20 protein-coding genes are annotated in these 20,886 nt (G+C 67.9%); 14 read left to right on the top strand and 6 right to left on the bottom strand.

Annotation, left to right across the window (positions count from 1 at the left end):
* The first annotated feature begins 57 nt into the window (after positions 1-57).
* The 4 genes from ACF3M1_RS09940 to ACF3M1_RS09925 all read left to right on the top strand — a co-directional run bounded on the left by ACF3M1_RS09940 (position 58) and on the right by ACF3M1_RS09925 (position 3,402).
* Positions 58-1,245, top strand: coding sequence for a Fic family protein (locus ACF3M1_RS09940; RefSeq protein WP_394000223.1), 1,188 nt, complete (start codon positions 58-60; stop codon positions 1,243-1,245).
* A 345-nt stretch (positions 1,246-1,590) separates the two neighbouring features.
* Complete coding sequence (locus ACF3M1_RS09935) at positions 1,591-1,860, top strand: hypothetical protein (RefSeq protein ID WP_394000221.1); 270 nt, start codon at positions 1,591-1,593, stop codon at positions 1,858-1,860.
* Positions 1,861-1,960: 100 nt separating this feature from the next.
* Positions 1,961-2,641 (top strand): hypothetical protein, encoded by a 681-nt coding sequence (locus tag ACF3M1_RS09930; protein ID WP_394000219.1) that lies wholly within the window; start codon positions 1,961-1,963, stop codon positions 2,639-2,641.
* A 143-nt stretch (positions 2,642-2,784) separates the two neighbouring features.
* Positions 2,785-3,402 carry a methyltransferase domain-containing protein gene (locus tag ACF3M1_RS09925; protein ID WP_394000217.1) on the top strand — a complete coding sequence of 206 codons (618 nt, stop codon included), beginning with the start codon at positions 2,785-2,787 and terminating at the stop codon, positions 3,400-3,402.
* Between the two features lie 221 nt (positions 3,403-3,623).
* On the opposite strand, the gene ACF3M1_RS09920 is transcribed toward ACF3M1_RS09925, so the two are convergent.
* Both ACF3M1_RS09920 and ACF3M1_RS09915 read right to left on the bottom strand, forming a co-directional pair.
* On the bottom strand, positions 3,624-5,783 hold the full coding sequence (locus ACF3M1_RS09920; protein ID WP_394000215.1) for a putative bifunctional diguanylate cyclase/phosphodiesterase: 2,160 nt from the start codon (positions 5,781-5,783) through the stop codon (positions 3,624-3,626).
* Between the two features lie 63 nt (positions 5,784-5,846).
* On the bottom strand, positions 5,847-7,313 hold the full coding sequence (locus ACF3M1_RS09915) for a PLP-dependent aminotransferase family protein (protein ID WP_394000214.1): 1,467 nt from the start codon (positions 7,311-7,313) through the stop codon (positions 5,847-5,849).
* A 344-nt stretch (positions 7,314-7,657) separates the two neighbouring features.
* Here ACF3M1_RS09915 and ACF3M1_RS09910 point away from each other — a divergent pair, with 344 nt between their 5' ends.
* Positions 7,658-8,029, top strand: a complete 372-nt coding sequence (locus ACF3M1_RS09910) for a YajD family HNH nuclease (RefSeq protein ID WP_394000212.1) — start codon at positions 7,658-7,660, stop codon at positions 8,027-8,029.
* Positions 8,030-8,089: 60 nt separating this feature from the next.
* Entirely contained in the window at positions 8,090-8,443 is a 354-nt protein-coding gene (locus ACF3M1_RS09905) for a hypothetical protein (protein WP_394000210.1), read from the top strand.
* A gap of 394 nt (positions 8,444-8,837) precedes the next feature.
* Here ACF3M1_RS09905 and ACF3M1_RS09900 read toward each other — a convergent pair whose 3' ends face one another.
* Entirely contained in the window at positions 8,838-9,650 is an 813-nt protein-coding gene (locus ACF3M1_RS09900) for a helix-turn-helix domain-containing protein (RefSeq protein WP_394000208.1), read from the bottom strand.
* Between the two features lie 74 nt (positions 9,651-9,724).
* Here ACF3M1_RS09900 and ACF3M1_RS09895 point away from each other — a divergent pair, with 74 nt between their 5' ends.
* Positions 9,725-10,543, top strand: a complete 819-nt coding sequence (locus ACF3M1_RS09895) for an NAD-dependent epimerase/dehydratase family protein (RefSeq protein WP_394000206.1) — start codon at positions 9,725-9,727, stop codon at positions 10,541-10,543.
* 37 nt (positions 10,544-10,580) lie between these two features.
* On the opposite strand, the gene gnd is transcribed toward ACF3M1_RS09895, so the two are convergent.
* A complete protein-coding gene (gnd, locus tag ACF3M1_RS09890; RefSeq protein WP_394005233.1) occupies positions 10,581-11,558 on the bottom strand; it encodes a phosphogluconate dehydrogenase (NAD(+)-dependent, decarboxylating) in 978 nt (325 codons plus the stop codon).
* Between the two features lie 1,075 nt (positions 11,559-12,633).
* Here gnd and ACF3M1_RS09885 point away from each other — a divergent pair.
* Positions 12,634-14,133, top strand: a complete 1,500-nt coding sequence (locus tag ACF3M1_RS09885; protein ID WP_394000204.1) for a hypothetical protein — start codon at positions 12,634-12,636, stop codon at positions 14,131-14,133.
* A 134-nt stretch (positions 14,134-14,267) separates the two neighbouring features.
* Here ACF3M1_RS09885 and ACF3M1_RS09880 read toward each other — a convergent pair whose 3' ends face one another.
* Positions 14,268-14,411, bottom strand: a complete 144-nt coding sequence (locus tag ACF3M1_RS09880) for a DUF1272 domain-containing protein (RefSeq protein WP_394000202.1) — start codon at positions 14,409-14,411, stop codon at positions 14,268-14,270.
* Here ACF3M1_RS09880 and ACF3M1_RS09875 point away from each other — a divergent pair.
* Positions 14,410-14,808, top strand: a complete 399-nt coding sequence (locus ACF3M1_RS09875) for a TPR end-of-group domain-containing protein (RefSeq protein WP_394000200.1) — start codon at positions 14,410-14,412, stop codon at positions 14,806-14,808. The two genes, ACF3M1_RS09880 and ACF3M1_RS09875, sit on opposite strands and share 2 nt — an antisense overlap.
* Before the next feature lie 129 nt (positions 14,809-14,937).
* On the opposite strand, the gene ACF3M1_RS09870 is transcribed toward ACF3M1_RS09875, so the two are convergent.
* On the bottom strand, positions 14,938-15,237 hold the full coding sequence (locus ACF3M1_RS09870) for a hypothetical protein (RefSeq protein WP_394000199.1): 300 nt from the start codon (positions 15,235-15,237) through the stop codon (positions 14,938-14,940).
* A gap of 287 nt (positions 15,238-15,524) precedes the next feature.
* Here ACF3M1_RS09870 and ACF3M1_RS09865 point away from each other — a divergent pair, with 287 nt between their 5' ends.
* The 5 genes from ACF3M1_RS09865 (at position 15,525) to ACF3M1_RS09845 (ending at position 20,800) form a co-directional block, all read left to right on the top strand.
* Positions 15,525-16,139 (top strand): hypothetical protein, encoded by a 615-nt coding sequence (locus ACF3M1_RS09865; RefSeq protein ID WP_394000197.1) that lies wholly within the window; start codon positions 15,525-15,527, stop codon positions 16,137-16,139.
* A 75-nt stretch (positions 16,140-16,214) separates the two neighbouring features.
* A complete protein-coding gene (locus tag ACF3M1_RS09860) occupies positions 16,215-16,787 on the top strand; it encodes a hypothetical protein (protein ID WP_394000195.1) in 573 nt (190 codons plus the stop codon).
* Positions 16,788-16,968: 181 nt separating this feature from the next.
* On the top strand, positions 16,969-18,375 hold the full coding sequence (locus ACF3M1_RS09855; RefSeq protein ID WP_394000193.1) for an alkaline phosphatase PhoX: 1,407 nt from the start codon (positions 16,969-16,971) through the stop codon (positions 18,373-18,375).
* Between the two features lie 410 nt (positions 18,376-18,785).
* Entirely contained in the window at positions 18,786-19,313 is a 528-nt protein-coding gene (locus tag ACF3M1_RS09850; protein ID WP_394000191.1) for a DUF421 domain-containing protein, read from the top strand.
* A gap of 143 nt (positions 19,314-19,456) precedes the next feature.
* Complete coding sequence (locus ACF3M1_RS09845; protein WP_394000189.1) at positions 19,457-20,800, top strand: DUF2254 domain-containing protein; 1,344 nt, start codon at positions 19,457-19,459, stop codon at positions 20,798-20,800.
* Positions 20,801-20,886: the final 86 nt, after the last annotated feature.

Genomic DNA, 20,886 nt, shown 5'->3' with positions numbered 1-20,886 from the left:
TGTGTCTTCCTTCTAGTAAGCTCGAGTCTTTAGAAGGTTCACTCCGAAGGGCATCGCATGCGTCGGAATCAAATTGCTGCCGAGCGGCGTTCCTGCCTGGTGCCGGTGCCGGGCCATCCGCATGTGCACGCTCTGGTCGCACCGCCGACCCCTCGCAACGTACCGGATGGCGCGCGCAATCATGCGCAGTTCGCCGCGGCGCACGCCGCATTGGGGCGATTGCAGGGCGTGATGGCCCATCTTCCCAACGCGGACATGGTGACCCGCACGCTGGCGAGGCGGGAAGCCGTGCGCAGTTCCCAGATCGAGGGCACCCAGACCAATCTCTCGCAGTTGCTGACCTATGAGGCCACCCGGGGCGCGGCCGGCATGCCGCCGGATGTGCAGGTGACCGAGCGTTACGTGACCGCTCTGCAGCATGGTCTCGCGCGTATCGGCCAAGAGGGGCGCCGGGCGCTGGATCTTCGGCTCATCCACGAATTGCACACGGAGCTGATGCAGGACGAGGCGGGCGTGTTCCCCGTGGGCGCCTGGCGGACGGAGCAGGTCTGGATCGGCTCCAGTGGGCGAATCGAAGACGCGACGTTCGTGCCCGCGCCGCCTGCACATATCCAGGCCTGCATGGAGGAAATGGACGCCAGCATCCTGCAGTACGCGCCGCGCGACGACGAACAGGGCGCGCTTTCTCTGGTGGCGCAGTTGGCGATCGCCCATGCCCAGTTCGAGACCATCCACCCGTACCACGACGGGAACGGGCGCACCGGTCGATTGCTGATGCCGTTGCTGCTCGCGGCCGAGGGCTATCCGCCGCTGTATTTGTCCGGTGCATTGCTGCGCGCCAAGACGGCCTACTACGAGGCACTGGCGGCTGTGCAGTTGCAGGGCGACTGGCGGCCATGGATCGAATTGCTGACCGCAAGCGTTGTGGAGGCTTGCGACGAATCGATCGCCATCGGCCAAGATCTGATCGCCATTGCCGAGCGCTGGGAACAGCAACTCGGTCGTTATCGCGCGCATTCCGCCACGCGCCGGCTGCCCCGGTTCCTGCTGGGCCATCCCGTGCTGTCGGTGCAGCAGGCCGTCGAAGGACTGGGTGTCTCGCAGCCGGCGGCCAACGCCGCGCTCAACAATCTGCTTGCGGACGGCATCGTCAGCTTGGTCAACGAGCGGCAATGGGGACGCGTGTTCCAGGCGACAGAGATATTGGCGCGCCTGGATCGTCCTTCAGGACCGGCAAAGCGCTGAACGCTCCCGTCTGGTGCGTCGCGCTTGCAAGGACGAGGCGCGGGCAAGCGACCGTATTGGCAGTTGGCGGCGCCCGATGCACGTATCCAGGAGCCCTCGCCCCAGTAGCGACGTCAGTCGATCAGAAAACGTGGCGTGCGTCGGTGAAGCGGGTGGCGCATCTCTCCCGACGTGTCCGATAGATACAGCACACAGCGTTGTTTCCAGCATCTAGGGGACGCCCTAGGTCAGTCATCAGGCGAATTTCACATCTCGTCCACGTACTCCAATTTCGCCTGAAGACGCGCGGAATCCGCGGCAAAAACGCCGCTATATTCCGGACTCCCCCGAAGCAGGAGAACTGAAATGTCGCTCATCCAACAGCATAAGAAGACGGCACAGATGTTCGGCGTGGCGCTGGTCGCGGCCGTGGGCCTTGGTGGCTGTGCCACCTACAAGGACGACTTCGCACGCATCGACTCGCGCCTGGATACGCTCGACACGCGGGTGCAGGGCGCCGCCCAGAGCGCGGAATCCGCCAACCAGTCCGCGACGCAGGCCAATCAGCGCCTGGATCAGATGGAACGTCGCGTCCAGCAGCTGGAAACGGCGCCGCGTCGTACGCCGCGCGGTTGATCTGATCGGACCGGGACCCGCTGGCCTGCCGGCCGCGGGTCCCGGTGTGTCATCCGTTTTTTTGAGGAGTGTTCCCATCGCCAGGTCCCCACACGCTGCGATGCGGGTCGTCCACGGTGCGCTGCTGCTCGCGTTGGCATCCGCCAGCGTGGGCGTGGCCATGGCCGAGGAGCCCGCGACGCCATCGGTCGCTTCGGTCGACCAGCTTCCGCCCGGACAGGACGTGTCCGACACGGTGATCGAGCTTGCGGGCTGGGTCATCGCCGCCAATGACAACCACGGCTATCCGTTCGCGGTGATCGACAAGGCCGCCGCGCAGGTGCTGGTGTTCGGCGGCGACGGCAAGCTGCGGGGCGCAGCGCCCGGGCTGTTCGGTTCTGCGGTCGGCGACCATGCGGCGCCGGGCATTGCCGGTCTTGCGCTGCGCGAGATTCCGGGGCGGGATCGCACCACGCCGGCCGGCCGCTTCGTGGGCGGCTACGGTCCCTCGATCGACGCGGGGCGCGTGCTCTGGGTGGACTACGATTCGGCGGTCTCGTTGCACCCGACGGCCGCCGGCCTTCCGGCCGAGCGGCGCGATGAACGCCTGGCATCGCCCACGCCGGACGACAACCGCGTCACCCACGGCTGCATCAACGTCGCGCCCGCGTTCTACGAGCAGGTCGTCCGTTCGACGTTCGAGAAGGGCGGCGTGTTCTACATCCTGCCGGACAAGGATTCGATGGCGGAGACCTTCCCGGAGTTCGCGGAAAGCCGCGCCTCGGCAAAGCGCGAGAATTGATTCAAACGGCGGCGCCCAGGCACTAGCGCCTGGCGCTGTTGAGCGTGCGGGCCGGCGACACGCGCTTGAGGACAAGAGCGGCGCTACGGTCAGTTCCGAAGGTTGGCACACGATGTGCCGCCGAGTCTGGTGGACACCCGCTGATGTCGGAGCACGCCCGCAGCAACAACCGACGCACTGTCGCGGCGTACGAGCACTCCGCGCGTGAGTACGTGGCCACGGTGGCGGGCAGACCGTCGGCCAGTGCCGACGCGCTTCGACGACTGGCCGCGGCGGTCACGCCCGGCGCGCGCGTTCTGGAGATCGGCTCGGGCCCGGGCTGGGATGCCGATGCGCTCGAGGCGCTGGGCATCGCGGTGCATCGCACCGACGTGACCGACGCCTTCTGCACGCTGCAGGCGGAGCGCGGCAAGCGCTGCGATCGTCTCGACCTGTTGTCGGATCCGATCACCGCGCGCTACGGCGGCGCGATGATGCTCTGCGTGCTACAGCATTTCGAGCGCACGGAGCTCGGCGGGGCGCTGTGCACGCTGGTGGAAGCCCTGGAACCGGGCAGCCCGCTGTTGCTGATGTATCCGGAGGGCGATGGCGAGGACCAGGAGCACGGCGCTGATGGCGACTATGTGGTGGTGCGATGGCCGCCGGCCGCGCTCGATGCGCAACTCGCGCAGGCCGGGTGCTCGGTCGCATGGGACGACACCATCGACGGGCGCGGCGGCCGGTGGCGCACGGTGCTGGCGCGGAAACTGGCTGCGCAATAACGGCGTCGGGTTCACGCATCCGCGGTAGCGCCATGTGCGGTGCGTCGCCGGGTCATGGTGCTGCAATGCACGCGCCTCGCAGCTTCGATCGAGCGACCGGTTGCTGAGGGGGCTCGCTGACTGGATCGAACCCGGTGAGCGGAGCACGCGCACCGCGCTGGCTTTCGAATCTAGAGGGTTGGACCCGTTCTGATGGTCTTCGTCCGCAGTTCGCTGCGCTTCTATCTCGTCTGGGCCTGCGCGTCCGTACAGGCGGATAGCCGCAGGCAGGCATCGCCGATATCTCGGCCGTCGCGCAGCATCGCTTCAAGCGCGGCTGCGGGCACCGCGGCACTGCACCAGTAGCCCTGGATCTGGTCGCACTGGTGGCTGGCCAGCAGTGCCGCCTGGCCTTCACATTCCACGCCTTCGGCGAGCACCCGCATGCGCAGCTGGTGCGCCATGGTGATGATGGCGCGGGTGATCGAGACGTCGTCCGCCGGCGCGGTCACGTCGGGCACCAGCGAGCGGTCGATCTTGATCAGGTCCACCGGCAGCCGTCGCAGATAGCTCAGGCTGGAGTAGCCGGTGCCGAAGTCGTCGAGCGAGATCTCGACGCCCAGCGCCCGCAGCGCCTCGAGGTGTTGCACGGCCTGGTCGAAGTTGGCGATCAACATGCTTTCGGTGACTTCGACGCCGAGCAACTGTGGATCGAGGCCGGCGCTGGCGAGCATCTGCTCGATGCGGCGCGCGAGGTCGGGCTGCAGCAGCTGACGGGCCGACAGGTTGACGGCCACGCGTACCGGCGGCAGGCCGGCGCGCTGCCAGTCCGCCGCCTGCTCGATGGCGCGGCGCAGGACCCAGTCGCCGATGGGCACGATCAGGCCGGTTTCTTCGGCGATCGGAATGAAGCGGGCCGGCGGGATGCGGCCCAGCGTGGGGTGCTGCCAGCGCAGCAGGGCTTCGACACCGACGATGCGGCCCTGTGCCAGGTCGACCTGCGGCTGGTAGTGCAGTTCGAGCTGTTCGTCGCGCAGGGCCTGGCGCAGCGCGTTCTCCAATGCCAGGCGCTCCGGGTCGTAATCGTCCGGCGCGCCGGCGTAGACGTTGATCTGGTTGCGGCCCAGCCGCTTGGCGTGATGCAACGCGGCGTTGGCACGGCGCAGCAGGGTCTCGGCGCGTTCGCCTTCGGCCGGTGTCATGGCCAGGCCGATGCTGCAGGTGACATGGATCTCGTGCCCGTCGATGTGCATCGGCCGGGCGATGCTCTCGAGCAGCGCATGGGCCAGGTGCGGCGCATCGTCCGGGCCGGCGGCCAGTACCACCACGAACTCGTCGTCGCCGCGCCGGGCCACCAGATCGATGTTGCGCACGGTCGAGGTCACGCGCTGTGCCACGTCTCGCAGCACCGCGTCGCCGACCGCCGTGCCGAGGCCGTCGTTGATGCGCTTGAAACGATCGAGCGCCAGGACCAGCACCGCGCTCTGCGTACCGGCCTGCAGCATCGCGTCCAGCCGTTCGAGCAGCAGTTGCCGGTTCGGCAGTCCGGTCAGTTCGTCGAACTGCAGCAGCTGGTGGATGCGGCGTTCGGCGGCGCGGCGTTCGCGCAGGTCGTCCATGCAGACGTGGGCGAACGAGGTGTCGCCGCTGGTCACCAGGCTGATCGACACATCGACCGGAATCTCGTGGCCGTCGTGATGGTGCACGCTGGTCTCGAACCGCAGCGAACCGCTGTCGTACAGGTCGCGCCAGCGCTGCAGCCACTGCGTGGCATCCACCTGGGTGTCGATGTCGGACACGCGCAGCCGCAGCAGTTCGTCCCGCTCCAGGCCCAGCAGCCGGCACGCCGAGGCGTTGGCATCGCGGAAAGCGCCGTCGGGCCCGACCTGCAGCAAGGCGTCGTTGGCCTGTTCGACGGCGTGGCGGGTGAGCAGCAGCTGGTGCTGCGCCTGGTCGCGTTCGCTCACATCACGCGCCGACGGAATCAGCCAGACCACCCGCCCGTCCAGGTCGTAGAGCGGCAGCAGCGAGAAATCCATGGCCAGCGGAGGGCCGTTGCGCGTGGCGATGCGCACGTCGAAGCGCGACGCCTCGCCCCGCGCGGCGCTGGCGATTGCCAGCTGCAGCTGTCGTTGCGACTGTTCGCACGCCTGCCACCACGGGGTCGTGTCGAAGCGCTCGCCGAGCACCTGCTCGGGCGTGCAGCCGACGGCGTGCAACGCCGCCTCGTTGGCGTAGTGCAGCCTGCCCTCGGTGTCGAGCAGGCCGGCGAAGATGCACGGGCCAAGCCGGTCGAGCACTTCGTGCAGTGCCATCTGCGGGCCGTGGGGCGTGCAGCTGCCCGCCATCCGCGTCGGCACGGCATCGCGATGCGGCTTCGTTGAGGACGGGGGCCTGGACATGCGCGCACTCTGCGCTGGCCTTCACGGCGCCAGTGCGCGCAGTTGCGCGTCTGCATCACCGGATCAGATTGGCGCGGCCGCCGACGCCTGGACACGCGGCGCTTCATCGACCAGCCGTGCCAGCGTGTGCATGGCGCGCTCGCGTGTCTCGTCCCAGCGCTGGCCGCAGGTGAGCCGGATGTGGTGCCGGAACTCACCGAGCGCGGAGAACATCGGCCCGGGCGCCAGGCTGATGCGTTCCGCCATCGCGGCCCGGTGTAGCGCCATCGCATCGACACCCGCAGGCAGCTCCACCCACACGAAGTAGCCGCCGGCCGGCCGCAGCACCCGCGTGCCGGCGGGAAACAGCCGGTTGACGGCGTCGAACAGGCTGTCGCGCTGCGCCTGCAGTGATGCGCGCAGGCCGCGCAGGTGGCGGTCGTAGCCGCCTTCCTGCAGGTACTCGGCCAGCGCCGCCTGCACCGGGATCGAGCCCGACAGGCTGGTCATGAGCTTCAAGCGCTCGACCTCGCGGGTCAGCCGGCCCGGCGCCGCCCAGCCGACCCGGTAGCCAGGCGCCAGGCACTTCGAAAACGACGAGCAGTGCAGCACCAGCCCGCGACGGTCGAAGGCCTTGGCCGGCAGCGGCGCGACATTGCCCGCATAGAGCTCGGCGTAGACGTCGTCTTCGATCAACGGGATGTCGTGACGGGCGAGCAGGTCGACGAGGTCACGCTTCTTCGCCTCCGGCATCAGGCTGCCGAGCGGGTTCTGGAAGTTCGTCATCAGCCAGCAGGCCTTCGGGCGATGGCGTTCGATCACCTCGGCGAGGCGGCCGAGGTCGATGCCTTCGTGCATGTCGGTCGGCACTTCGATGGCCTGCATGCCGAGACGCTGCAGCGCCTGCAGCGCGATGTAGAACGTCGGCGATTCCACCACCACCGCATCACCCGGCCGCGCCACCGCGTGCAGGCACAGGGTCAGCGCCTCCATCGCGCCGTGGGTCAGCACGATCTCGTCCACAGGCACCTGCATGCCCTGGCGCAGGTAGCGCTTCGCGATCTCGCGCTTGAGCGGCAGATTGCCCGGGGGCAGGTCCTCGACCGTGCTCCAGGGATCGAGCCGCCGGGTACTCGAGATCAACGCGCGGCGAAGTCGTTCGAGCGGATAGAGCGTGGGGCTCGGGAAGGCGGAGCCGAAGGGCACGACATCGCGTGCGCGCGCGGAACCGAGGCAGGCGTAGATCAGGTCGTTGACCTGGACGGGCCCTGATCCGGAAGGCTCGGACGCTCGCGGCTCCGGCAGCCGTGCGCCGCCGGGACGTGCCGCGACGAAGTAGCCGGAGCGAGACGCGGCGCGCACCAGGCCGCGCGATTCGAGCAGGTAATAGGCCTTGAACACGGTGCTCGGGCTCAAGCCCCGGCTGGCACAGGCCTGGCGCACGGACGGAAGGCGATCCCCGGGGCGCAGCACGCCGGCCGCGATCTGTTGTTCCATCTCGCGCGCGAGCAGCTCGAACTTCGGGGCCGTGTCGCCTGGACGGTCACGCATGGCGCGGACTCCCCGATTCGATCGGCCGGCGGCTCGATGGCGTTTCGTTGGCGCGCTGTGCCTCACACCTCTCGGCACACACCTGCAACTTACGCCGCGCAGATCGAATGCGACGATCCGATTGCGGATTGCCGCAGACACGATGACGTGAGTCAGGCCGCCCCGGCTCTTTCAATCGAATTTTGATCCTACGCCCCTTTGTCTTCCGCAGGGGACCGTGTTTGCGCCGGCTTGCGCATGCGCGATTCCGGGCGGGCCAGAGCCGAGCGCGCGCAAGGCGCGATGGCTCAGGGCGTTCCCCACCTGTTGGGCGAGCGGATGCGGGATCCCGCTAGACTCCGGCCATGCCCGCCATCGACCAGACCAAGCTCGACCGCATCGTCGCCGAGGCCCGGCGCAGCGCCGAGCAGCGCAATGCCGGCTATCGCGAGCGTGCGCTGACGATGTACCCGTGGATCTGCGGCCGCTGCGCGCGCGAGTTCACCCGCGCCAACCTGCGCGAACTGACGGTGCATCACCGCAACCACAACCACGACGACAACCCGGCCGACGGCAGCAACTGGGAATTGCTGTGCGTCTACTGCCACGACAACGAGCACTCCCGCCAGCTCGACCACACCGGCGTCAGTGCCCGGAATGCAGAGGACGCCCCGGCCGCGGCCACGTCCAACCCGTTCGCGGATCTGAAGGCGCGACTCGAGAAGACCCGCACCTGATCAGGAGGGATGCCCATGCGTAATGGAACACCGCATTCGTTACGCCGTCATTCGACCCGCATGGCCCGCGGGCTTGCGATCGCGACGGCGCTGCTCGCTGCCGCGTGTACGAGCACGGGCGACACCGCCGGCACCGCTGCGGGCGACGTGCGCACCACGGGCGTCATTGTGTCCATCGACACCCAGCCCTGGACCTACGACGGCAACGCCGTCGTGCAGGTGGACACCGCCGACCGGGGGCGCCTGCAGGTGCAGCTCCCGGCCCGCTGGAACCTGTGCCGGGCCGCGCCGGTGGATGTGGAGGCCATGGCCGTCGGCATGCGGGTGGAGGTGGAGGGCGCCGCATCGGGCGAAGATGCCGTGGTGGTCTGCGCGGATGCATCGCATGGCCTGGTGCCTGCCGCCGGCACCTGAGCCGCGGGCGCGGGCGGCCATCGGCAGCGCCGGCTCGAGCGGGGGCGGTGTACTGCGGGTGCGGGCTCGCATATCGCAAGCGGTGTGGGCCTGATGCAGCGAATCGTGAACTCCGTTACAGCGAATGGCGCTCGAGGGGCAGACGTCGCTCATCCGTTGGCTGCGTGACGTCCGTGACGTCTACACGCCGCGGCGCGCCCATGTCGAAGCAGGTATGCGGAGTTTCTTGCAGTGGCCGCCCCCAATGATCCAATGCAAGTGGAGGCCATCGAGGCGGCGGCGCGCAAGCTGGCCGAGTGACAGGACATGACGGGGAACTCGCGATGCCAGGCTCGCTTGTGCCGCTTCGAGGCCGATGCGCTGTCCAGGATGGGCGGCGCACCGGCGCCCTGTTTCATGCGGAGCGCAATTCGGTCATCAGCATCCGCGGGGTGCTGTCCGCGATGGCACGGAACTCGGCGATGAGGTGGGCCTGGTCGTAATAGCCCGCATCGACGGCGATGTTCGACCAGTTGATCGCGCGCGCCGACTGCGCCGCACGCACGGCCTGCTGGAACCGCACCAGGCGCGAGACGGTCTTCGGACCGATGCCCACGGCGTCGTGCAGGATCCGGCGCAGCTGCCGCTCGCTGATATCCAGTGCCTGCGCCGTCCGGGTGACGCTGGCGACCTGCAACAGGTCCAGCGCGGCCTGCAGCAGCGGCGAGGGGGCGCGGGCGCTGGTGGTGCGCGCGGCGTGTGCCGAGATCGCCGTCTTCAGCAGTGTGCATGCGGCCTCGGTATCGGGGGCGCTGGCGAGTTGCTCCTGCAGTGCGTGTGCATGCGTGCGCGACCACAGGTCTTCGAGCGGAACCATGCGCCCTGTCAGCTCGCCGGCAGAGACGCCGAGCGCCCGTTCGTAGGTGCCCGGCTGCAGCCGGACGAGCACGGCGTGCTGCCCGCCGCGGATGAACTTGCGCTGGACCTTGGGGCGCACGCCCAGCGCATGGATGTCGAGCCCGCCCGGAATCGTCGGCCCGAGGCGGACGACCAGCTGCGCTTCGACGTGCGGCACGGCGATGCGCTGCATGTCGCGGCGGAAGTGACGCGTCGTCATTGCGACGATCGGACAGGGCGCGCCGCCCGTGGGGACCTGGGCACGACGGCCGAGCGGTGCAGGATGTGCAGGCATGGCCATCGTTCTATGGCCGATGTCCGTCGTGCGCAAGCCGGCAGGAGATGTCCGATTTCTCCAATGCCGCGATGCGCCTGGGCGCTACCGTGCATTCCATGGACGTTCTGATGACCGGCGCGACCGGAAAAGTAGGGAGCCGCCTTGCAACGCGGCTGGTGGCACGTGGACACCGCGTGCGTGCTCTGGTGCGCGAGCCGTCACGCGCGGGGGAACTCGCCGGGCAGGGCATCGCGCTCGTGACCGGCGATCTGCTGGATGCGGACTCGCTGCCGGCCGCGGTCGCGGATGCGGACGTGGTGGTGCACTGCGCCGCCTTCTTTCGCGGCGCGACGCCTGCGCAGGCGCATGCGGTAAACGAGCTGGGCACGCGGCACCTGGCGCTGAGCGCACGCGACGCGGCGGTGTCCCGGTTCCTCTTCATGAGTACGGGCCTGGTCTACGGGCCGAACGGCGGCGCCCCGGCGCACGAGGAGGACGCGTGCGCCCCGGTGGACGCCTATCCGCAGAGCAAGCTGGCGGCCGAGCGGATGCTGCTGGAGATCGACGGGCTGGAGGTGGGCATCCTGCGGCTGCCGTTCGTCTACGGCGACGGGGATCCGCACATCCAGGATGTGGTGCCCTTCATGCGTCGCTTTCCGCCCGGGCAACGGATGTCGATCGGCCACCACGCCGACGTGGCACAGGCCGTGGGCCGGTGGCTGGACACGCCGTCGCCCGCGCACCGCATCTACAACGTCGTGGACGACGCGACTCCCGATCTGGCGACGCTGTTCGCTTCGGTGGGCGAGCCGCCGCCCGACGGCAGCGACCCCGAGCGCGCGCAGGCATTCGCGGCGGTGCTCGACGGGCGCCGCATCCGCGACGATCTGGGGTTCCGGCCGTTGTTTCCCACGCTTGCGGATGCGATGGCGGTGGACGACGCGTGACCGTGCCGGTGGTGGCGCGCCGGCGGACCGTTGCGGATCACTGCGGCATCTCCACATGCCCACCGAAGCCGAAGCGCATCGCCGACAGCAGCTGGTCGCCGAAGGTGGTATCGACACGGCTGCGATAGCGGGCGAACAGCGCGGCGGACAGCACGTAGGCGGGCACGGCCTCTTCCATCGCGGCGTCGATCGTCCACTGGCCTTCGCCGGAATCGGAGACCTTGCCCGAAAAATCGGAGAGACGCGGATCGTCGGCGAGGGCGGACGCGCACAGGTCGAGCAGCCAGGACGAGATCACGCTGCCGCGCCGCCAGACCTCCGCCACCTCCGCCAGATCGATCTCGAAGCGCTCCTCCTCGGGCAGCTTCTCCGATGCCTTGCCCTTGAGGATGTCGAAGCCCTCGGCGTAGGCCTGCATCAGGCCGTACTCGATGCCGTTGTGGACCATCTTGACGAAGTGGCCCGCGCCGGCGGGTCCCGCGTGGATGTAACCGCGCTCGGACGGTTTGATGGGGCCGGTGCGACCGCCGGTGCGGAGCAACTCGCCGTGACCCGGTGCCAGCGTGTCGAAGATCGGATCGAGACGTTCGACCACCTGTTTCTCGCCGCCGATCATCATGCAGTAGCCGCGCTCCAGCCCCCAGACGCCGCCCGAGGTGCCGACATCGACATAGTGGAGGTGCTTCAGCGCGCAGGATCTGGCCCGGCGGATGTCGTCCTTGTAGAAGGTGTTGCCGCCGTCGATGAGGATGTCGCCGGGCGCGGCCAGCGGGATCAGCGCTTCGATCGTGGATTCGGTGATGGCACCCGCCGGCAGCATGATCCAGAACACACGGGGCGCCTCCAGTCGGGCGGCGAGCTCGTCCAGCGACCGGGTGACGGCGATGCCCTCGTCGGCCAGCGCGCTGGTGGCTGCCGTGTTCTGATCGAAGCCTACGACGTCGTGGCCACCGCGCATCAGTCGACGCGCGATGTTGCCGCCCATCCGGCCAAGGCCGATCACTCCGATCTGCATGGTGTTTGTCTCCCTCGAAACGGTGCTTCGGGCGTCGGTCTGCAGCCGGGTGGAGCATGGCTGCCGTGCTGCAACGGTGCGCCAAGCACACGCAGGCCGCAAGGCGGGTCGTCGCGCGTCGATGGACATCGACATGTTGCTGCGCGGCGACGGATCGGGCATCTGGTGATGAACGCACCGGATCAAGATCGGTCCAGACCGCTCGACGAAATGCTGTCGGCGTTGTCCGAGACCAAGGCGCGGCGTTTCACGCGACGTTGGGTGACTTCTCCGACTGAAGGGACGGAGGCGATTAATCGTCTCATGCCGGGTATGCGATCCGCCTGCCGCCGGTCGATGCGGAATCGTGCCGTCTTGCTTTGCCGTGCTCGCTTTCCGAGGTTGCCTATAAAGGCGGCCGGTTCGGACTTTCCATACGCACCAACAGGAGAAAAGGCGGTTGCGGCCGTCAAGATCGGCGCGTAGCGTCTGAACGCCATTGCATGGAGCATGCGGATGCGAGGTTTCTGGGGAGTCGCGTTGTTTGGCCTGGTGGGATGCGCCGGGCCAGCAGCCGAGTTGGGCGAGGACATGCCGAGCGTCGCTCGGAGCGGTGCGGTGAATGGTCATTCGGCATCAACTGATGCCAGCTCCGCGTCAACTGGCGGGCCCTTCATGGGCGCCTGGGCGTCCTGTGAGGGGCCGTCGTCGCCCGACGCATGCAGCCGCTATGTCCTGGTGCAGCGCGGAGAACGGATCTGTGGAACCTGGTTCTACTTCGCGTCGGGTAAGGAATACGAGGGTAGGGTCATCGCGCGCGCCACGTCGTCGATCGAGGCGAAACGCACGCATGTGTGTGGCCGCCCGGGTTCCGAAACCGACATCGAGTGCTCTGATGGTTGGCAGCGCATCGACCGACCGCTTCGGCTGTGCGACGGCAGGCTCAGCGATCTTGGAGGGGGCGATCGCGAATGTTTCGCAGACTACCGGCCGGTGACCATTTCGCAAGCCGAGCGAGACGCCTTGAAGCAGGAACCCTGGATGCGGACGTGTCTGTCCGAACACCCGTAACCGATGACCCATAGGGAGATGGATCATGGCCAATCCGAGACTCCTCACCGAAAACGAACTGCGTGCAGCTGCCTACTTTGCGGTGGGCGTCACCTCGGAGGGCAGCATCGCAGGGCGTGATGTTGCCTATCGTCTCAGCTTCGCCGGCAATGTCAGAGCCGGCGGACGTATGGAGCCAGTCGCCAATAGCGGCTACTCGTTCGGCACGTTGCAGATCGATCTGGGGCAGCATCCGGACGTCGCCCGCGATTTGTTGGAGGATTATCAGACCTGGGCAGCCACCCAGCCTGATCGGGAGGCGCTCGAGCTTGCCCCGGATCGATACGCCGCGACCCTCGAGTCGCTGCAGCGTACGGGTCGCGAAATGCGCGCGACGAACGCGACCGACATCGACCGCTCCTCGATCAACCGTTTCCTGGCATCGGATGACGGTCGTACCTTCGTACACGGCCTGGATACCCAGCACGTCGATCGTGTAACAGCCACTGATACCGTCGTAGGCAATCGTGACTCGGCGCTGGAGCGGCTCCAGCGTACTGATCTTTATCGCAACGCCACCGGCGATGAACAGGCAGAACTGGCTGGCATGTTCATGAAGCTGCAGAACCAAGCGGGGCACGGGCGATGGCCTGGGCTGCTGGACCGGGTAGAGGCCGGCGCCTTGACGTCTCCCGCAGAAGTGAAAGCTGGTATCGACGCCTTTCTACCCAATCAGCGAAACGGCAATCCGGACTATCTTGAGAGCGGTGCGGACAACACGCTTCGCGGAATCAGCGTGCTCAACGCGTTGCGCGGCGCTGATGCCGCCAACCCATTGTCGACGGCATGGGCCAATCTTTCGGCGAACCCGTTGATCGGGCCTGTGGCTGCGCATCAGCCCAATGCGACCAATCCGAACTTGGGCTTTGAATACGACACGGTGCGTTCGCTATTCCTGACGCCCGAACAGTCCCGCCGATTCATCAGCGCCCTTGACGAGGGGGCGTCACTCGCAGAGGGCAGTCCAGCGCGGCAAGCAGGCGGTAGTCGACAGGCCGGCTTCTATGTTTCGGGCAATGACTTCGTGCACTGGAACCGCAGCGGCCAAGGCCAGGCGCTCATCGGCGGTCAATGGCGAAGTATTCATGCCGAAAACCTCACGAGGGTGCGCAACGCGGATGGCACTGTAGAGCTGACCATCAATGAAGATGAACATCGATCGACGTTGCTTCGGGTCGACCCGCGAGCGCCCGCGCTGCGCGCCGAAGCCTCTGCCCAGACCGAAACCCGACAGACCGTGGAGGTTGACGCGCATCGGGTCGTTGCAGGGGCAGCGCCGTTCGACAATCGGCACCTCAATGACATTCTGGCGACTGTGTTGGCGGGAGACGACGCCGCGACGCGTCGGGCGATGGGCGAGTTCGCACGCTCGGCCGAGGGCGTGGCGTTCGCGCAGCGCGGCGCGGATCTTATTGCCAGTCGCCAGGCCGAAGAACAGACGGCCCGCCATCAGACTTCAGAACAGGGCGGCTTTGAGCGAGGCTGAGTGCGGAAGCAGGTGAAACAATGGGTCAGCGTGCAGTGTCTTCTCATGACTCGCTCGGCGGAATGACGCTTGCCCAGTGCCGCTCAATCCACGCCAGAAATTATATGTCTGAAGTTTCTGCTTGACGGGCGAGCTTACGCCGAGTCGCGGTTTCGCTGCAGCACCTGCCGCACGCACGCATCGCAGAAGGTGCACCCGAAGATGCAGATCACCTCCCCGGGCGCATCCACCGGCAGGGCGCAGCCGCACCACTCGCAGTTGGGGCGCACCTGAGGCATGGTGCTCTCCGTCGTGGTCTCGCGGGGGCGGGGTCAGGTCGATGGCACACCGTTTCGAACGGTCATTGCTTCCACCGCGTACATCATCAACGTGATCGCCAGCCAGACGCTGGCGGTGGCCGTGCACCGCCCGCAGGACGCGGCGCTGGTCGATGCGGTGATGGCCACCCTCGTCGGCCCGCGCTTCGACCCCGACGCGCACACCAACGCAACGCTGCTCTACAACCTCGCCTGCTACCACGCGCTGCAGGGCGACCGGGCGCGGATGCTGCGACACGTGGCGGCGGCCGCGCGGCTGGGGAAGCCTGCGGAGCAGTTCCGCCGCGACCGCGATTTCGAGCGGTACTGGGGGGATGCTGCGTTCGTGGCGGCGACGCGCGAGCGAGGCGGGGATTGATTCGGGACGGGTGGTCCGAACACTGGGCGTCGGGGTTGGGAGGTTCGCGTCGCGCTCGCTGATGTGCAGGCGTTCTGCGATGCGCTGACCTGGCGGGATCGAACCGTACGAGCGCGGTGACAGGTTCAGTTATTGGGGGGCGCGTAGAAGCGACGCGGGCCAGTCACAGGGACGAGAAATCACGGTGCCAGGTTCACTTGTCCCGCTTTGGGGGCCGATGTGCGGGGCGTTGCCTGCAAAGCGGCTGGTCTTGGCGTCGACCATCGCGCGGAGGTCGTCGCGGCTCCAGGCGCGTTGCTGTTGCAGGGACTGCCGGATCGCGTCGAGTTGCTGTTCGGTCAGCGCTTCGTCCAACAGACGGCGCCAGGTGGCGGCGCGGCGCGCCGGATCGGCATCGAGCGCGAGCCAGGCGAGGCGGGGCATCAGCATCAAGCCGGATGTGGCCTCGGAACAGTGAACCTGGCGCAGCTCCGCGTGTGTCTTCGGTCGCCGGTGCGCTGTCCCTGCTTCCGGAGGGAAACGTTTCCGCCCCCGAAGGCAGGAAAATCTTACGCAATACTCTCCGATCCTCCCAGGAGCAGGCTCAGAACCGATGCTTGTGGGACCGTCGCCCGGGCGGCAGGCTGGACAACCCCGGGCGTTTGAATGTCCTGGCCACAGCGCCACACACAGTGCTGTCTTCCGTAGGCGAGGCTCAGATGCGGCAATTTCGATCCATGTTTCCAGTCGCTCTCACTGTGTTGTCGGCGTGCCAGCAGCCGGTGCCGGATTCGGGTGCCCATCCACTTTCCGCGACGCCGCAGGTCGCCGTGCAACACGCTGACCGCGCGCCGGTTGATTTAGAAGGTGACAGGCAGGCCGCGGCAGCGTTCGCGTTGCCGGCGAGCTACGCCTCTGCACGTACGGAGCTGCTGGGTGCTGGATGGCGTCCTCTCCGCGATCCCGAGTGCTGGACCAATGTCGGCGGCCGGGCCGAGGTTTGCAGCGTACTTCCGGAGACGGAGGCCTGCAGCAGCGACGGGCACTGTGTCATGCACTTCGGTCACGTTGGCCAGGCGAAGACCTTGCGGGTGATCACCTATGGTGACTGGAGAAAATGGAACGCTGCGGGCACTGGCGGGCTGCAGGTCAAGGCGTCGCAGGCGTCGACCTTGGCGACCGTGCCATCGCTGGCCTATCCGGCGTCCACGTTCGACGGGGTCCTTCCGGCGTTCGCTGCCGACGAGGCCACACGTGCGGCATTCACTGCCCCGCTGGTGCGTGTGGCCGAGTTGAACTCGACCGACGATGGCGACGTTCCGCGCGAGGTGCTGGTGCGCGGCGGCGCATAGGCCGGTTTCAACCTGCACTACAAGGGCGGCGCGTTCCATCACGTGGATGCCGGCGGCCAGGTCGATCCAGTGCCCTTGCCGCTCGACATCGAGCCTGGCGACGCAAGCTATGAGGTGCGTTATCGCGACGGGATGTCCGAGAGCAACGCGCCTGTCTTCGAAGCGCACGAAAGGTGCTGGTGGCTGACGGCTGACCCGGAGCCGCCGACGCCGACGCCGACGCCGACGCCGCTCGAGGCCCCTCCATGCACGACGCCGGACACAGGGTTGGCGACGTCGAACGTTCCGGGTTTTGCCGGCATGTCGCGTTGCGCAGGGCGCTGGCATATGCGACGTTCGGGCCATGCGACAAGCGCCGGATGGGGACATCCGAATCAAATCGATCACCTCGGAGGATGGATGCGACGCGTTCTGTTCGGCCTGCTCTGGTTCGCGCTGATCGCCGTGTCGGCGCTGCTGTTGTCATCGATCGTTGTGGCAGTCACCGGTTGCCCCGAGACGGACGAATTCGCCGTTGGCTACGACTGTGGAAAGACGATCTCGGACGCCTTCATGGCCCGGTACCGGCTGCCGATCATTCTTGGCGCGCTGCTGCTTTCGATCGCCGGCACAGTGGCCGGCGTTCTGCCCGGTACAAAGAAACGGTAGCTCGATTCGGCGACGCTGCGGCGGCCACGTAGCGACCGCACGTTCCGTTGGCGCGTTGGTACGCGTGTTCGAAGCACAGCGGCGGCCCACTCGCCGCTCGTCGTGAATCCGGTCGTCTTCCTGCCACACACGCCGCGTACGCTGCGCCGTTCGCGCGCACTGTGCCTGGCCAGGAGACCCGATGGACACCGACACCCCATTGATCGCCCGCCGCCGCCTGCTCAAGGCGGCCGGATTCGGACTGGGCCTGGCCGGTGTGGGGCTTTCGCCGGTGGGGCAGCTGCTGGCGCGCGCCGGCAGTTCCACACAGGTACACGCCGGCTACGGGCCCTTGCAGCCGGTGCACGATCTCAACACCGGCCTGCCGCTGCTGCGGTTGCCGGAAGGCTTCCGCTACACCACGTTCGGCTGGGCCGGTGAGGCACTGGCCGGGGACATCGCGTGTCCGGGCAAGCACGACGGCATGGGCGTGGTGCGCGCGGACGGGGACGTGGTCACGCTGGTGCGCAACCACGAGATCGGCGGCGAGACGCGCGGCAGCTTCACGCCCGCCGGCGCGACCTGGGATGCCGACTGCGCGGGCGGCACGACCACGCTGCGCTTCGATACCGCGGCGGGGCGTCTTCTGGAGGCGCGTCCGTCGCTGTCCGGCACGCTGGTCAATTGCGCGGGCGGCGTGACGCCGTGGGGCACGTGGCTGTCGTGCGAGGAGATCGTGCTCACGCGTGGGCAGGTGCTGCAGGTGGACGGCGCGGCGCACACGATGCAGCAGTCGCACGGCTATGTGTTCGAAGTGCCGGCCGACGGGCTGTCCACTGCCGAGCCGATCGTCGCGATGGGCCGTTTCAAGCACGAAGCCGCCACTGTGGATCCGTCCACCGGCATCGTCTATCTCACCGAAGACGGTCACCGCCGTGCCGGTTTCTACCGGATGCTGCCCGCAGTACCGGGTGAACTGCTGCGCGGCGGCCGTCTGCAGATGCTCGCCGCGGAGGGCGCGCCGGATCTGCGCCGTGGTCGCAGGCAGGGCGAGCGTCTGAAGGTGCGCTGGGTGGAGATCGAGCATCCGGACCAGGGCGCCGACAGCGACAGCCCGACGCGCGACGAGGGCGTCGTGGCCCAGGGCGTCGCCGGCGGCGGTTCGGTGTTCACCCGGCTCGAAGGCTGCATCTACGGCGACGGCCGGGTGTTCTTCACGTCCACCAACGGCGGCGATGCCGGTTGCGGTCAGGTCTGGGCCTACGCGCCTGCTGCGGAGACGCTGGAGCTGGTGTTCGAATCGCCGGACCCGCAGGTGCTCGACTATCCCGACAACGTGGTGCTGAGCCCGCGCGGTGGCCTGGTGATCTGCGAGGACTCGGCGCAGCCGGTGCAGCGGCTCTACGGCATGACCGGCGCAGGCGGCCTGTTCGAGTTCTGCCGCAGCGATGTGGTGCTCGAAGGGCAGGGCGGGTTCACCGGCGATTATCGCGGCGCGGAGTGGGCCGGTGCCTGCTTCTCGCCGGACGGCCGCTGGCTGTTCGCGAACGTCTACACGCCGGGCTTCACGGTCGCGATCACCGGGCCCTGGCGCGACGGCTTGATCTGAGGCGCGTGGGGTCGGCGTGCGCGCTCCCGATCAGGGGCTCGCCGCCGATGCCCGTCGGCGCATTGTCCCGCAGGCGCAAGATCTGACGCGTGGCTCGGTGACGACTTCGTCTTTGAACGGCCGCGCATCCGCCTGTCGGTGATGCGCTCGATGCGCGCTGATCGCGCAGCGTCCTGGCGCCTGATTCCAGCCTTCGCCCGAAGCAGGCACGCGTGTCTGCGCGCGTGCGCCCCGCGCACTCGACTCGGACTCGCTTCACGGGGCGCAACCGGGGTGATCCTCGATGCGCCGCCGCCCTCGTTGTGGGAAGGCGGTGTCGTCCAAGCACGCGGTCGCCGCGCACCCCTTGCTCATGCCATGCAGGCAGGCCGCAGTGCACGCTGGTCGTCGACCCCGTACAGGAGACGCAGATGGACGACCTCATCTTTCATGCCTGGGGCGACGTGCGCCGCACCCTGGTGATCGGCGTGCTGGCGTATGCGGCGCTCGTCGCGTTGTTGCGCGTGTCGGGCAAGCGCACGTTGTCGAAGATGAACGCGTTCGATTTCGTGGTCACGGTGGCACTGGGGTCGACGCTGGCCACCATCTTGCTCGACAGCAGCGTGAGCCTGGTGGAAGGCACGGTCGCGCTGACGCTGCTGATCGCGTTGCAGTTCGTGGTGACGTGGAGCAGCGTGCGCTGGGCGTGGCTCAAACGCGCGGTCACCGGTGAGCCCACGCTGGTGCTGCACCGTGGCCGCCTGCTGACGCAGACGATGCGCCGGGTGCGCATCACCGAAGAGGAGATCCATGCCGCGATCCGCCAGGCGGGTGGCGGCGCGGTTGCAGGGATCGACGCCGTGGTGCTGGAAACCGACGGCACGATCAGCGTGATCGCCACGGACCAAGCCGGCGATGGCGCGGCGCTGCAGCGGATGCGTGCGCGCCTGGCGGAATGACGCGGCGGCGGCGCTTCATTCGCGTGGTGGTGGTTCACCGCGCCTGAGGTCGGCGCTGATGCGCGTTGCGATGTCGACCGCTCGCGTTCGGCGCGCAGTGCTGGATTGCGTCCGGTCTTCGCGTCGGCGGCGCACCGGCATACATGCAGCTCACCGCCCGATGCCTATGCTCCAGGCACTTCATCGCCGGCGCGTCCATGGATCGCATCTTCCGCCTCTGGTACCGCGTGCGCGCGACCTTCTGGTTTCTGCCGACGCTGATCGTGAGCGCCGCGGTGATACTGGCGTTCGCGGCCATCGAGGCCGATTCCCGCTTCGTCGCGTCCGGCGCGCTGGAGCGTTGGCCACGGGTCTTCGGTGCCGGTGCCAGCGCGTCGCGCAGCATGCTCGATGCGGTGGCGGGCTCGATGATCACCGTGGCCGGCACGGTGTTCTCGATCACGCTGGTGGCGTTGTCGCTTGCCTCGAGCCAGTACAGCTCGCGCGTGTTGAGAAACTTCATGGCCGACCGCGCCAACCAGAGCGTGCTCGGCATTTTCGTCGGCATCTTCGCCTACTGCCTGGTGGTGCTGCGCTCGATCCACGGGGAGGGCGAATCGGCGTTCATCCCGTCGGTGGCTGTGCTGGGCGGACTGCTGCTCGGCTTCGGCGGTATCGGGGTGCTGGTGTTCTTCATCCACCACATTGCGCAGTCCATCCAGGCGTCGCGGATCATCGATGCGGTGCGCGGCGATACGTTCGAGGCGATCGACCGGCTGTTCCCGCACCGCTTCCGGTGCGACGCCGTCAGGCTGCCCGCGTCCCCCGATACGACGTGGCACGCGGCGTGCCACGTGACGAAGGGCGGCTATCTGCAGTTCGTCGATTACGACCGGCTGGGTGCGCTCGCCCGTGCGCACGGGGTCCGGCTCAAGGTCCATCCGCGGGTCGGCGACTACCTGCTCGCAGGCGATCGCCTGCTCTCCGCGACGCCCACGGTGCCCGACGGCCTCGACGACGCCCTCGCCCGGTGCTGGTCGATCGGGCGTCAGCGCACGTTGGAGCAGGACATCGACTTCGGCATTCGCCAGCTCGTGGATGTCGCACTGCGGGCGCTGTCGCCTGGCATCAACGACACGACGACCGCGGTGATGTGCATCGATGCGTGCACGGCCGTGCTGCGGCATGCGGTGACGCAGGATCTGCGGTTCGATGGATGCGAACGCGACGGGGTGGCCTGGATCGAGACCCGGCACCCCGTGTTCGGGGATCTGCTGGATGACGCGTTCGACCAGATCCGGCATGCGGCACGCGACAACGTCGTGGTGCTCGAGCGCCTGCGCTGGTCGCTCGCCGCGCTGGCCGACGCCACGCCGGAGGCCGAACACCGTGACCCGCTGAAGCGGCACGCGCTGCGCATCCAGCACACGGTCGAACAGCAGGTGCAGGACCCCGAAGACCGCACGCGTCTGCAGACCGCGCTCATCGCGCTGCAACGGCAGTTGTGACGTCGATCAACGGGACAGCGGCGCCCGCGCCGCATTCCCCGGGTGCAGCAATTCCTGGCCGGTTTGGTTAGCCTTCCCCGGTTGCG

This window comes from Luteimonas sp. WGS1318 (assembly GCF_043187535.1).
Classification (GTDB): Bacteria; Pseudomonadota; Gammaproteobacteria; order Xanthomonadales; family Xanthomonadaceae; genus Luteimonas.
This window is presented reverse-complemented; position numbering and strand designations above follow the sequence as displayed.

Coding starts and splice junctions, on each gene's coding strand:
- ACF3M1_RS09940 (WP_394000223.1), top strand. CDS start 58: ATGCGTCGGAATCAAATTGCTGCCGAGCGGCGTTCCTGCCTGGTGCCG.
- ACF3M1_RS09935 (WP_394000221.1), top strand. CDS start 1,591: ATGTCGCTCATCCAACAGCATAAGAAGACGGCACAGATGTTCGGCGTG.
- ACF3M1_RS09930 (WP_394000219.1), top strand. CDS start 1,961: ATGCGGGTCGTCCACGGTGCGCTGCTGCTCGCGTTGGCATCCGCCAGC.
- ACF3M1_RS09925 (WP_394000217.1), top strand. CDS start 2,785: ATGTCGGAGCACGCCCGCAGCAACAACCGACGCACTGTCGCGGCGTAC.
- ACF3M1_RS09920 (WP_394000215.1), bottom strand. CDS start 5,783: ATGTCCAGGCCCCCGTCCTCAACGAAGCCGCATCGCGATGCCGTGCCG.
- ACF3M1_RS09915 (WP_394000214.1), bottom strand. CDS start 7,313: ATGCGTGACCGTCCAGGCGACACGGCCCCGAAGTTCGAGCTGCTCGCG.
- ACF3M1_RS09910 (WP_394000212.1), top strand. CDS start 7,658: ATGCCCGCCATCGACCAGACCAAGCTCGACCGCATCGTCGCCGAGGCC.
- ACF3M1_RS09905 (WP_394000210.1), top strand. CDS start 8,090: ATGGCCCGCGGGCTTGCGATCGCGACGGCGCTGCTCGCTGCCGCGTGT.
- ACF3M1_RS09895 (WP_394000206.1), top strand. CDS start 9,725: ATGACCGGCGCGACCGGAAAAGTAGGGAGCCGCCTTGCAACGCGGCTG.
- gnd (WP_394005233.1), bottom strand. CDS start 11,558: ATGCAGATCGGAGTGATCGGCCTTGGCCGGATGGGCGGCAACATCGCG.
- ACF3M1_RS09885 (WP_394000204.1), top strand. CDS start 12,634: ATGGCCAATCCGAGACTCCTCACCGAAAACGAACTGCGTGCAGCTGCC.
- ACF3M1_RS09875 (WP_394000200.1), top strand. CDS start 14,410: ATGGTGCTCTCCGTCGTGGTCTCGCGGGGGCGGGGTCAGGTCGATGGC.
- ACF3M1_RS09880 (WP_394000202.1), bottom strand. CDS start 14,411: ATGCCTCAGGTGCGCCCCAACTGCGAGTGGTGCGGCTGCGCCCTGCCG.
- ACF3M1_RS09870 (WP_394000199.1), bottom strand. CDS start 15,237: ATGCTGATGCCCCGCCTCGCCTGGCTCGCGCTCGATGCCGATCCGGCG.
- ACF3M1_RS09865 (WP_394000197.1), top strand. CDS start 15,525: ATGTTTCCAGTCGCTCTCACTGTGTTGTCGGCGTGCCAGCAGCCGGTG.
- ACF3M1_RS09855 (WP_394000193.1), top strand. CDS start 16,969: ATGGACACCGACACCCCATTGATCGCCCGCCGCCGCCTGCTCAAGGCG.
- ACF3M1_RS09850 (WP_394000191.1), top strand. CDS start 18,786: ATGGACGACCTCATCTTTCATGCCTGGGGCGACGTGCGCCGCACCCTG.
- ACF3M1_RS09845 (WP_394000189.1), top strand. CDS start 19,457: ATGCAGCTCACCGCCCGATGCCTATGCTCCAGGCACTTCATCGCCGGC.